Annotated in this window: 8 protein-coding genes; 2 read left to right on the forward strand and 6 right to left on the reverse strand. The window is 57.8% G+C overall.

Features of this window, described 5'->3' with window-relative positions; all coding sequences use genetic code 11:
• Window position 1: 1 nt before the first annotated feature.
• Window positions 2-2,047, forward strand: a complete 2,046-nt coding sequence (locus O1Y97_RS02595) for a hydantoinase/oxoprolinase family protein (RefSeq protein WP_318762987.1) — start codon at window positions 2-4, stop codon at window positions 2,045-2,047.
• Window positions 2,048-2,149: 102 nt separating this feature from the next.
• Here the strand turns inward: O1Y97_RS02595 and O1Y97_RS02600 are convergent, their stop codons facing one another.
• The 6 genes from O1Y97_RS02600 to O1Y97_RS02625 all read right to left on the reverse strand — a co-directional run bounded on the left by O1Y97_RS02600 (window position 2,150) and on the right by O1Y97_RS02625 (window position 10,858).
• Entirely contained in the window at window positions 2,150-3,340 is a 1,191-nt protein-coding gene (locus tag O1Y97_RS02600) for an ABC transporter substrate-binding protein (protein WP_318762988.1), read from the reverse strand.
• 591 nt (window positions 3,341-3,931) lie between these two features.
• The gene (locus O1Y97_RS02605) at window positions 3,932-5,329 is read right to left on the reverse strand and encodes an NAD(P)(+) transhydrogenase (Re/Si-specific) subunit beta (protein WP_318762989.1); all 1,398 of its coding nucleotides are present in this window, start codon (window positions 5,327-5,329) and stop codon (window positions 3,932-3,934) included.
• A 1-nt stretch (window position 5,330) separates the two neighbouring features.
• Window positions 5,331-5,753, reverse strand: coding sequence for a proton-translocating transhydrogenase family protein (locus O1Y97_RS02610; protein ID WP_318762990.1), 423 nt, complete (start codon window positions 5,751-5,753; stop codon window positions 5,331-5,333).
• On the reverse strand, window positions 5,753-6,961 hold the full coding sequence (locus O1Y97_RS02615; RefSeq protein ID WP_318762991.1) for a Re/Si-specific NAD(P)(+) transhydrogenase subunit alpha: 1,209 nt from the start codon (window positions 6,959-6,961) through the stop codon (window positions 5,753-5,755). Before O1Y97_RS02615 ends, O1Y97_RS02610 begins: the two co-directional genes overlap by 1 nt.
• Before the next feature lie 103 nt (window positions 6,962-7,064).
• Complete coding sequence (locus O1Y97_RS02620) at window positions 7,065-9,104, reverse strand: hydantoinase/oxoprolinase family protein (protein ID WP_318762992.1); 2,040 nt, start codon at window positions 9,102-9,104, stop codon at window positions 7,065-7,067.
• On the reverse strand, window positions 9,101-10,858 hold the full coding sequence (locus tag O1Y97_RS02625) for a hydantoinase B/oxoprolinase family protein (protein WP_318762993.1): 1,758 nt from the start codon (window positions 10,856-10,858) through the stop codon (window positions 9,101-9,103). Before O1Y97_RS02625 ends, O1Y97_RS02620 begins: the two co-directional genes overlap by 4 nt.
• Before the next feature lie 389 nt (window positions 10,859-11,247).
• On the opposite strand from O1Y97_RS02625, the gene O1Y97_RS02630 reads away from it, so the two are divergent.
• Entirely contained in the window at window positions 11,248-12,117 is an 870-nt protein-coding gene (locus O1Y97_RS02630) for an FAD binding domain-containing protein (RefSeq protein ID WP_318762994.1), read from the forward strand.
• The last annotated feature ends 2 nt before the right edge of the window (window positions 12,118-12,119 follow it).

Consider the following 12,119-nt stretch of genomic DNA (forward strand, 5'->3'; position numbering starts at 1 on the left):
CATGGCTCGTCTTGCGGTAGACATAGGAGGTACTTTTACCGATGTCATCTATCTTGACGATCAAACCGGCGAAGCCCGCTCGGCCAAGTCCCCGACTTTGCCAGACAATCCGGTTCATGGCGTGCTGGAGGCCATACGAACCCTGGAGGTAGACGCCGGCGAGATCCAGTCTTTTGTCCACGGCAATACGCTTGTCGTGAACATCATCATCGAACGAAAGGGAGCGAAAACTGCCCTAGTGACGACAGCTGGATTCCGCGATGTTCTCGAAATCGGGCGCGGAGGCCGCACAAGCCTTTATGACTTCACTTTTCGCAAACCTCCACCATTCGTGCCCCGCGAACTACGCTTCGAAGTGCGTGAGAGAATCGACCCGAAAGGGAAGATTCTGAGTGCCCTGGCCCTCACCGACGCCGACAAATTCATTGACGCATTCCGGTTCGAGGGCGTGGAATCCGTCGCAATCCAGTTTCTTCACAGCTACGCTGAGCCTCAGCATGAACTGCTTTTCGCGAATTATCTAATGGCACGCCTGCCTGGCATCGCCATCACGACCTCCAGCGAGCTTACCCGAGAATGGCGCGAGTATGAACGCGCAAATACGGCGGTTCTGAATGCCTATGTGCAGCCGCGGACGATGGTTTTCTTGGACAAGCTAGAATCGTCCTTGGTCGACAATGGTTTTCGCTGTCCAATCGTCGCGGTCCAATCGAATGGCGGCCATGTGAACATGCCGACCGCACGCAAGCATCCCATCTCACTTATCGAATCAGGCCCGGCGGCTGGAATTGGATACACCAAGCTTGTCGCCGAAGTTGCCGGCGAGAAAGATGTCATTTTTTTCGACGTCGGTGGCACAACCGCGAAATGTTCGGTTCTGAAAAATCGAGAGGTCGCGGTAACGACAAACTATCGGCTCGAGGAGACGGAAACGAGCCCCGGTTATCCTGTGAAAATTCCAGTCGTCGACGTCGTCGAGATTGGCACTGGCGGCGGCTCGATCGCCAGCATCGACGCCTTCGGCGTCTTAAAAGTCGGCCCCCAGAGCGCGGGCGCCATTCCGGGTCCTGCATGCTTTGACAAAGGTGGACATCTTCCGACCATTACCGACGCGATGTTGCATCTCGGCATTCTCAATCCGCAGAATTTTGCCGGCGGTCAGATCCAGCTAAACATCGAGAAAGGGCGACGAAGCCTCAACGGACTGGCGCGCGATTTGGAAGTCGATATCGACGAGGCGGCTTCGGGGATCGTTCGCGTCGCCAACGCGAACATGATCAACGCACTTCGGCTTGTGTCCGTTCGCAGGGGTCACGACCCTAGGGATTTCGTTCTTATCGCCACGGGCGGCGGTGGCCCGATGCACGCGGCCGCGCTCGGCGTGGAACTGGGAGTGCGCAAGATCATCGTGCCTCCAAACCCTGGCTATGCATCTGCCTGGGGCATGTTCACGACCGCGCCTCGTAGGGATTTTGTACGCACAAGCCTGCAACGCGCGGAAACTGCCAACATCGAAGATCTGGAAGAGATTTTTAAAGATCTGGAGGATCAAGCGATCAAGCACTTCGAGGAGGATCTCGCTCGATCTAGCCGTAATGCAACGTTCCGGAGGTCACTCGATGCTCGGTACCTTGGCCAGGAGCATGTGATCAACGTGCCACTTATAGGTAAGTTAAGCAACATCGATGCAATCATTGAAGCGTTTCATTCCGCTCACGAACGCAACTACACATTCACATTGGAGCAGACGTCCGTCGAACTGGTCAATTTCAAACTGACAGCCGAAATCCATGTTCCGCAGTTAGATTTAATGACCAGACCGACAACCAAGCATTCATCACAAGCTGCCCAGAGAGGCGAAAGGCTGGTAAATCTCGGCGACGACGGCATCCACAATGCGAGAATATTCGTGCGAGACTTGATGCCAGTCAATCTCGACATTGCCGGTCCAGTTATAGTTGAAGAACCGTCTGCGACCACGGTTGTCTTGCCTACGCAACGACTACGCGTGGATGAGTTTTCAAACCTTCATATCACTATGAATTGATATTCCACAGACAGTGCTTCCAACGCCGTGACGGCTAGGTCAATTCGGTACAAATAAAAAAGGGATGGTAGCAATCATCCCTTTTTCGTTGTAGCGCCGCTATCAATCCCCAACACGAAATAGGAGCGCGGTAGAAGGTACGTTTTTGTTCCGCCACACTTCTACGGAGCTATGCTTGCCGTTTTGGACTTCCATGATGAGAAGTGGCCGGTTGGCCTGGATGTGGAGATCGTGGGAGTATGACGTCGGTCCAATTGTTAGCGGCTCGTCCTTGAATTTCTCCAATTGAGCCACAACCTCGGGAGATTTGGTCGTTCCCGCTCGTTCCACTGCCAATTTCCACTGTTCGATCAAGCTATAGCCGAGGACCGCATAAGCCGATTCTGGGCGGCGCCCATACTTTTCCTCGTAGCTTTTGAGAAACGCATTGAGTTCCGGACGCGGATCATTTCCAAAGATCGACATGAACGTGGGGACGTAAAAATTGCTGAGATTTGGTACCGCGCCTAGCCAATAGTCGTCCGTCATGCCCACATTGGCGAGGATTGGAACGTCAATGCCCGCCGCCCTGATCTGTCGAATCGCACTTGCTCCGCCTGGTGTGACGCTGCACAAGAAGATCGAATCCGGCAGTGAGGACTGCGACTTGAAGTCAGTGATCTGGGCGGCTATCGAAATATCACCGTTCGAGAACACGGAGCCGCCCGCAAGCGGCTTGTCAGGCGACACTTTTTTCCATGCCGACCGGAAACCCGCGCATCCCGATTTCGAGTATTCAATCGACTGATCTTCGAGAACATACGGATTGCGAATACCCTTCTTCGCAAATCCCCACTCAGCCATGACCATCCCTTCGACCTGGGCAGCACCATTAGCGGTGAATACGAACGGACCGACGCCCTGCACCCCCATCTTAGGATCTGCCGCGCCTGGGCTAATCGCAACGACACCCGCACTCTGAGCGGCCAGCGCTGCTGGTGCGCCGAAGTCGTAATCCGACGACACGATCAAGAGATCGACCCCTTTTTGGACGAGTTCCTGCCCAGCCCTCGAGGACTGCTCTTGATCCGTTCGAGTGTCTCTCACATCGAATTCGATCTTACGCCCCAACAGCCCTCCTGCAGCGTTGATCTCATCAATTTTCAGCTTCGCGGCTTCGAACGGGGCTTTGTCATACGCAAACATCCATCCGCTTTCTGCGATGGCGAAGCCAATTTTGATTGGTGGCTCATCGGCGCCCGCCCCACAACAGGCTCCTACAACGGCGGCGCCGGCAAGCAAAAATCGTTTCATCGTTCCTCCCATTGTGCAAAGCACGCTATCGCGAATAATTTTCAGTCGGAGCTTCGGACCAACGTGGTCTCGAGTGTGTCTCCGCTCAGCATTGAAGGAAGTGGGGGATAAGATTTCCAATGCCGATCGCCGGCGTTTGATCCCCCATAGTTATAGATATCGGTTGCCAACGCTTTTCGTCGCAAACCTCTCGGCATTGGGCAGGAAGCGGCAGCAGGGACCGTTCGACGCCCCACGATGGGTGGTTGACGCTCGGACTTCTCTACCAGTGCAAAAACCACGCGGCGCAAGTTGTACATGGTGAGACTTACGGCCGCACGATCACATCATGCGCGAAGTCTATTGCAGGGCAATCATCCCGTGTTACGGCGCGGTTCGACTGCTATGGGGTCGATAATACATTTCTCGCCGGATGCGCGGCTCCAGTTAGTTAGACGCGGCTCCAGTTAGCTAGAGGAGACGCTTTGGACAGCCGCAATCGGATAAGCGAGATTTTTGTAACGTCGGCGGAGGCAAGGAAAGCGCCACTCAAAAAAAAAGCAGGTTGGTTAGCTTGGACTAACCAACCTGAGGGCTTGGGAGGCCATTCTGTTAGTGATCCATAGCCTTGACGATTTCTTCGGTCATCTTCTTGGCGTCGCCGAGCAGCATCATGGTGCCGTCCTTGTAGAACAGCGTGTTGTCGATGCCGGCATAACCTGAACCGAGCGAGCGCTTGACGAACAGGCAGGTGCGGGCCTTGTCGACGTCGAGGATCGGCATGCCGTAGATCGGCGAGCTCTTGTCGTCACGCGCCGACGGGTTGGTGACGTCGTTGGCGCCGATGACATAAGCGACGTCGGCCTGCGAGAACTCGCTGTTGATGTCTTCCAGTTCGAAGACCTCGTCGTAAGGCACGTTGGCCTCGGCGAGCAGCACGTTCATGTGGCCGGGCATGCGGCCGGCCACCGGGTGGATGGCGTATTTGACTTCGACGCCATTGGCCTTGAGCTTGTCGGCCATCTCGCGCAGCGCATGCTGGGCCTGGGCGACAGCCATGCCGTAGCCCGGCACGATGATGACCTTCTGGGCGTTCATCATCAGATAGGCTGCGTCGTCGGCGGCACCTGTCTTGACCGTGCGCTGGATGCCGTCGTCGGCAGCTGCAGCGGTCTCGCCGCCGAAGCCGCCAAGGATGACCGAGATGAACGAGCGGTTCATGCCCTTGCACATGATGTAGGACAGGATCGCACCCGAGGAGCCGACCAGCGCACCGGTGATGATCAGCGCCAGGTTGCCGAGCGTGAAGCCGAGGGCTGCGGCCGCCCAACCCGAATAGGAGTTGAGCATCGACACGACGACCGGCATGTCGGCGCCGCCGATCGGGATGATCAGGAGCACGCCGAGCACCAGCGAGAGCGCCACGATCAGCCAGAAGATGGTGGTCGACTGGGTGGTGACCAACAGCACGATCAGCACGACCAGGCCGATGCCGAGTGCTGCGTTGATCAGGTGGCGGGCCGGCAGCATGATCGGCTTGCCCGACATGCGGCCATCGAGCTTGAGGAATGCGATGACCGAGCCGGTGAAGGTGATGGCGCCGATGGCAACGCCAAGGCTCATCTCGACAAGCGCCTGGCCGTGGATGGCCCCGACGGCACCGATGCCGAAGCTTTCGGGTGCATAGATCGCGGCGGCGGCCACCATGACGGCGGCCATGCCGACGAGGCTGTGGAAGGCAGCGACCAGCTGCGGCATCGAGGTCATGGCGATGCGGCGTGCGGTGACCGCACCGACACCGCCGCCAATGGCGAGGCCGAGCACGATCAGGCCGAGGCCGGTCGCGAACGGCTTGGCCAGCGCCAGCGTGGTGACGATGGCGATGCCCATGCCGACCATGCCGTAGGTGTTGCCCTTGCGGGACGTGGTCGGATGCGACAGGCCGCGCAGCGCCAGGATGAACAGGATGCCGGAGACCAGGTAGAGGAAGGAAGCGAGGTTCAGGGTCACGTCACTTGTCCTTCTTCTTGTACATCGCCAGCATGCGCTGGGTGACGAGGAAGCCGCCGAAGATGTTGACCGAGGCGAGCACCAGGGCAATGAAGCCGAAGCCGGTGGCAAGCCCGGAGGCTGCGATGCCGACGGCGAGCAGCGCCCCGACCACGATCACCGAGGAGATCGCGTTGGTGACCGCCATCAGCGGCGTGTGCAAAGCCGGCGTCACCGACCAGACGACGTAGTAGCCGACGAAGATAGCCAGCACGAAGATGGCGAAGCGGAACACGAACGGGTCGATCGCACCGCCAGTGACGGCATGTGCCGCATTGCCGGCAGCTTCGGCCGCACCTTCAGATGTGGCGAGATCCTGGACGCCGAGCCGGACGGCGGCGACCGCCTGGTCGAGCTGGTCGAGGGCTTTCTGAAGACCTTCCATCACGCGTCTCCGCCATTTGTGTAGGCATCCACCTGTTTTCTGGCTTCGGCCGTGCTAAGTGCCGGCGAATCTGGAGCACCAGCGAAGTTGGGGTGAACCACCTTGCCGCCATCGGTCAGCATGGTTGCCTTGACCAGCTCGTCATCGCAGTTGATGGCGATCTGCTTCGAGGCCTTGTCGACCATGGTCTCGAGGAAAGCGAACAGGTTCTTGGCGTAAAGCAGCGAGGCGGACGCCGCGACCCGGCCCGGCACGTTGAGATGGCCAACGATCTTTGCCCCGTTGGCTGTCGTGACGACCTTGCCCGGCACCGCGCCCTCGACATTGCCGCCGCGCTCGACGGCGAGGTCGACAAGCACCGAACCCGGCTTCATCGAGGCGACCATCTGAGCCGACACCAGCTTCGGCGCCGGACGGCCCGGGATCAGGGCGGTGGTGATGACGATGTCCTGCTTGGCGATGTGCTCGGCGGTCAGTGCCGCCTGCTTGGCCTGGTATTCCTTCGACATCTCCTTGGCGTAGCCGCCAGCGGTCTCCGCTGCCTTGAACTCCTCGTCCTCGACGGCGAGGAACTTTGCGCCGAGCGAGGCGACCTGTTCCTTGACTGCTGGACGCACGTCGGTGGCGGTGACGATCGCGCCCATGCGGCGTGCGGTGGCGATCGCCTGCAGGCCGGCGACGCCAACGCCCATGATGAACACTTTGGCAGCCGGAACCGTGCCGGCTGCGGTCATCATCATCGGCAGCGCCCGGTCATATTCGGCGGCACCGTCGATGACAGCCTGGTAGCCGGCGAGGTTTGCCTGCGACGACAGCACGTCCATCACCTGGGCACGGGTGATGCGCGGCATGAACTCCATGGCGAACGCCGTCACCCCGGCCTTGGCGATCGCCGCCACACCGGCCTCATTGCCATAAGGATCCATGGTGGCAAGCACCGCAGCACCTGGCTTGTAGCCCTTGACCTCGGCCTCCGAAGGACGGCGCACCTTCAGCACGACATCGGCCTTGGCGGCATCCGACGCTTTGCCGATCACCGCACCGACCGCCGCAAAATCGGCATCGGGAATGCGCGACAAGGTCCCTGCACCCGTCTCGACGACAACCGCAAAACCAAGCGCCACAAGGCGTTTCACCGTATCCGGCGAAGCCCCAACACGGCTCTCAATCGCATCCAACTCTCTGGGTATGAATATCGTCTGGCCCACCGCACAATCCTTTCGGCTGGATATTGGCCTTCAACAATAGGCTCAACGCCGGAGCGATCGCCCGTTTCGAAGCACATGGTGCTTTCGCGAAACCAGTCACTGATCAAAAAATGATCAATTGTCCAAATTCATCGATGTTGAATTGCTGGCCGCTGAGGATGAGCGTCGTTGTCGTTGGCTCCTCAATAAGCGCAGGGCCGTTGAGAGCTACGCCAAAAGGTATCTTAGTGCGGTCGTAAACTGTGCATTGATGCCAACCTTCGTCTTCCCCAAAATAGACGTTTCGCGAGCCCTTCACTGCGACGTCAACGTTGAGACCTTCTGACGTTATCGGCGCTACCCTGATCACATCGCTGACCGCCTCGGCTTGCAGATGGATAGTGGTAAATTCAACAGACGTACCAGGAAGATCGAACGAAAATGCCTTTTCGTGGGCGGAGTTAAACGATTCCAGAAGGCTTGAAATCGAACCTGAGCGGTCAAAATTGACAGAAACGCTATGTTCCTGGCCGCGATAGCGCATCTCGAGCATAGGCGTCAAAACAAGCCCGTCAACCGACGGCAAATCGAAGTAGTTGACTGCCTCGCGCTCCAGTTCCTCGAAGAGGCGATTGACGAGCGCTATACCTGCGTCATCGACGCGACCGAAAACTGTACGGCGCAAATCCGCACGGGGTCGCGCTGCAAGCATTCCCCACGCAGAAAAGACACCGGGATGAGTAGGAATAATCGTCTTGCGTACGTTCAGTTCACGTCCAAGCCTCGCGCCAAGCATTGGGCCCGCGCCGCCGGAAACGATCAAGGCAAGATCACGCGGATCGTGGCCACGCTGAATAGTCACGAGCTTGAGCGCATTGATCATCGTTTCCTCAGCGACGCGAAGTATCGCTTCGGCGGCTGCTTCGATCGATGTATTCAACGATTGCGCCACGGTCTCGACGGCTTTTCTAGCGAGACCAACGTCGAGCGCCAACCTACCCTCGGCGAAGTTGGCAGGATCCAGGACCCCCACGATCAGCTTGGCATCAGTGACGGTCGCTAGGGTTCCGCCACGTCCGTAACAAGCTGGTCCAGGGGTCGAACCTGCACTCTGGGGGCCGACACGCAGCCGCCCGATCGCATCAATCCAGGCAATTGAACCGCCACCGGTGCCGACTTCGACGATATCGACGACCGGCACCTGGACGGAATATCCGGGAGACAGACGCGTTTTCTCCAGCCTGTACTCGCTGTCCAATTTCGGTTGACTGTTCAAGATCAGCGAACACTTCGCTGTGGTACCACCGACGTCAAGGTAGAGCACGTCCGGCTCGCCTATAACCGATCCTATGCGGGCGGCGCCCGCGACGCCTCCAGACGGTCCGGACTCAACCAGTGTAAGCGGCGTAGCCACGACTTTGTCAAAACTGGCGATGCCGCCGTTGGATTGCATTGCATAGTAAGGGCAATGCAATCCTTTTACAGCAAGGGCCTGCTCCAAATTGCGGAAGTATCGGCGGATAATCGGTTGCACAAAAGCGTTCAAAGCGACCGTATTAGATCGCTCATATTCGCGCCACTGCCTGGAAATTTCGTGGCTCGCGCAGACCGAGACTTCAGGCAACGCTTCCCTGATAATTTCCGCGCAGCGCATTTCGTGAGCCGGGTTGATGTAGCTGTGAAGGAAAATAATCCCCACGGCCTCCACCTTTTCGGCCTTCAGCGTGGCAATGCAATCGAAAATGTCGCTTTCTTTCAGATCGGTCAGGACCTCACCGCGTGCATCGAGCCGCTCCTCGACCTCAAGACGTAAATGGCGGGGCACAAACGCCTCAGGCGTGCGTGAGCGCAGATTGTAGAGGTCCGGCCGATTGCCTCTGCCGATCTCTAGGACGTCCCGAAACCCTTCAGTTGTGATGAGAGCAGTTCGGACACCTTTGCGCTCGGTGATCGCATTGATTACAGTGGTCCCTCCATGGACGAAAAAGCCCACACCTGCAGCGTCCATTCCGTTGTTCTCGGCCAGCGCGATTGCGTCGAGTACGCCAATTGACTGATCGCCCACCGTCGTCAGGCTTTTCGAGAAAAAAAGCTGCCCGTCGCGTTCATCATACGCGATCAAGTCAGTGAACGTCCCTCCGACGTCTGTTGCAAGACGGATCATATTGCAGCTTCCTCAGCATGTCTGGCGCCCGCTGCAAGAAGTGCAGCGGCTTGCGGATACTCCGTGCGCGCTCTTTCGATTGAAATGAGTTCATCGCGTATGTCAGCCGCGATCGCTTCTGTTTCACGTTCGGAAGCGTTTCCCCAGCCTCCTCCACCACCTGTGACGATCCGGATCAGATCGCCTTTCCACACCGTGCGTGTTGGGGATCGCCTCAATTTGACGCGGTCACCCTGCTCGCTGAGGACCTCAAGATAATTCGTCGACCCTTCCTGACCGCCCTCCATCGGCCAAGGCGGTGTATCGGTGCGTCCAAACCCGCAATAGATTTCGGCATCGTCGCCGCGAATTTGGTATTCGCGCACTAGGCCGTAGCCACCACGGTAGCGGCCCGCGCCTGCTCCACCATCGGTGTTGAGTGCGTAGCGGCGCACTAGGAGTGGAAACTTCGCTTCGATAAGCTCGATCGAGTAGTTGTAGGTGTCGCCATCGGTCAGGGAAATCAGGGCGCTAGCGCCGTCCTGGTCGCAACAGGCACCCCACCCGCCATGTTCTGGTTCGATATGGACGAAGAGATTCCCAGCGTCATCGCGACCGGAAATATAGGTGACGCAGAGACTGGTATAGGATCCAGCGGAGAAACGGTGGGGCACGATAGGAGCCAGTGCCTTCCACACAAGCTCGGAGGCATGCACCGAACCCTCATAGTACCAACCCGTGGGCGAAGGTTTCTCGGCTGTAAAAATCGTTCCGGGCGGCGCCGTCACAGTTAGCGGCCGAAACCACCCCTCGTTGGAAGGATCTTGTGGGGCCACAAGCGCCTTGAAGATAGTCTTGACGGCGGAGTTGAGAGCGCCTCTTGCACAATTGATAGGACCAGCTGCGGCGGGAGGGCAACCGGTGAAGTCAACTTCCATCCGATCACCCTCGATCCGGACGCGCACCGTCACCTCGATCGGTTGGCCGCCGACCCCGTCCTCGTCAATGGTATCGACCGCTGTATACTCCCCATCCGGGAGTGCAGAGATTGCGGCACGAGCTTGGAGTTCGCTGTCATCCATGAGCACGTCAAACGTCAATTGCAGCGTGGCTGCCCCGTAGCGCCGCACGATCTCGAGAAGCCGCCGTTCAGCGATCCTAACCGTTGCCAGTTGGGCATTGAGATCCCCAACAGCCATATCCGGGAGCCGTACATTCTCCTTAATGATCTGCAGGATATCCATCACGATCGTCTCGTCCCGAACGATGCGTACGCAAGGGAGGCGGAGACCCTCCTGAAACACCGAAATGGCGTTGGGAGGCAGGCTGCCCGGAATCGCGCCACCGACGTCAAGCCAATGAGCCACGTTGATTGCGAAGGCAATGATCTCACCACTGGCGAAAACAGGCCGGACGATTGCGAAATCGCATGCGTGCGTACCACCACGGAACGGGTCATTTGTCACGATCACATCGCCAGGAGCGAGGTCCCTGCCGAACGTTTCGATGACGCTCTTAACCTGAGCCGCAAAAGTCCCGGTGAAGAGCGTAATTCCGTTGGTTTGCGCTATCAAAGCACCATGGCTGTCACAGATTCCGCAGGCGAAGTCGAGAACTTCGTAAATCACCGGACTCATACTAGTCTTCGTCATGACGATGGCCATTTCGTCAACGATTGAAAGCAATTTGCCCTGAAGTATTTCGTGAGTGACGGGATCGATATGTGATCGTCTGTTTCTTCTCGGGTCAGTCTGCCCAATACTCTTTGTGTCCATTTTCGTGACCACTCCTGTACCAATTTCCAGGACGGTCCCTGTTCCTAGGGCACCGTTCATTCAATGGTTTGAGATGAAAACTCGGAGCTGTCGGCGGAGACCGCCGGCACCTTATCCGCCTTGCTTCGAACCGAAAGCTATTCAACAGAAACACACAGCTCTAATGCCGTCTGACGATTACCGACCGCTGATTGCTATAGGTGTCGCGATAAGTGTCGCCTTGATCGGAGCCTGACGCCGTAGCCTTCGCACGCAGGTCATGAGCAAGTGACAACGTCACCTCGATTAATGCTTCATACGCAATAATACCCGCTCATTTCGCATTGATCCACCGGACAGGTTGGAGCTAGCCTTCGAGGTGCAAGCAGAAAAACGGGAGCCGAGTTTCTATGGAGTTTGTGTCTGCGACATCCAAAGAGGAGGCGCTTGACCGACTAGATCGGTTCGGGCCGGATCTGCAGGTGATTGCAGGTGGCACCGATGTGATGGTGCAGCTAGCGATGAAGCAGTTGGCTCCGAAAGTCCTTCTGCATGTTGAGCGAATCCCCAATCTCGACCAGATATCAACGGCCGACAGCATTGCTATCGGTGGCCTGACCACTCAACGAATGCTCGCCGAATCTGGACTGGTAGCGGCAAGATTTCCAGCGTTGCGCAAGGCTGCATCCTTGTCGGGCGGATGGCAAACTCAATCGGTTGGAACGATAGCCGGCAACGTTTGCAATGCGTCCCCCGCCGCGGACTTGACGCCGGTTCTATTCGCTCATGACGCGGTAGTTCTACTGGAAAGCAAATCCAGGGGTGAAAGACGCGTTCCCATAACCGAGTTCGTGGTCGGCCGGCGCAAGACAATTCGGGAGCCGGACGAACTGGTAACGTCCTTTGAACTTGCTATCCCCAGTCTGGGGAGCGCAGACGCCTTTGAAAAGGTAGGCCGCCGTGGCGCAATGGAGATTTCGATTGCCAATCTCGCGCTTCGCATAACGTTTAGCAACTGTGGAATGGTTACGGATGCGAGGATCGCGGTAGGCTCCGTTGGAGCAGTCGCCTATAGGGCTGTGGAAGCCGAAACACTGCTTATTAATGAGCACCTCTCACCAAATCTAATTGCTGAGGCGGCGCAGCTGGTCATCTCAAGAGCCTCTCCGATCGACGACGTTCGCGGCACCCGAGAATACCGACTGCGCGTCTTGCCCAGAATATTCGAACACTCCTTGCGGCAGTGCGCGGCGAGAGCGCAGGCAGAGCGGATGAACTGACC

Origin of the sequence: Aminobacter niigataensis, from assembly GCF_946995915.1 — a bacterium.
Classification (GTDB): Bacteria; Pseudomonadota; Alphaproteobacteria; order Rhizobiales; family Rhizobiaceae; genus Aminobacter; species Aminobacter niigataensis.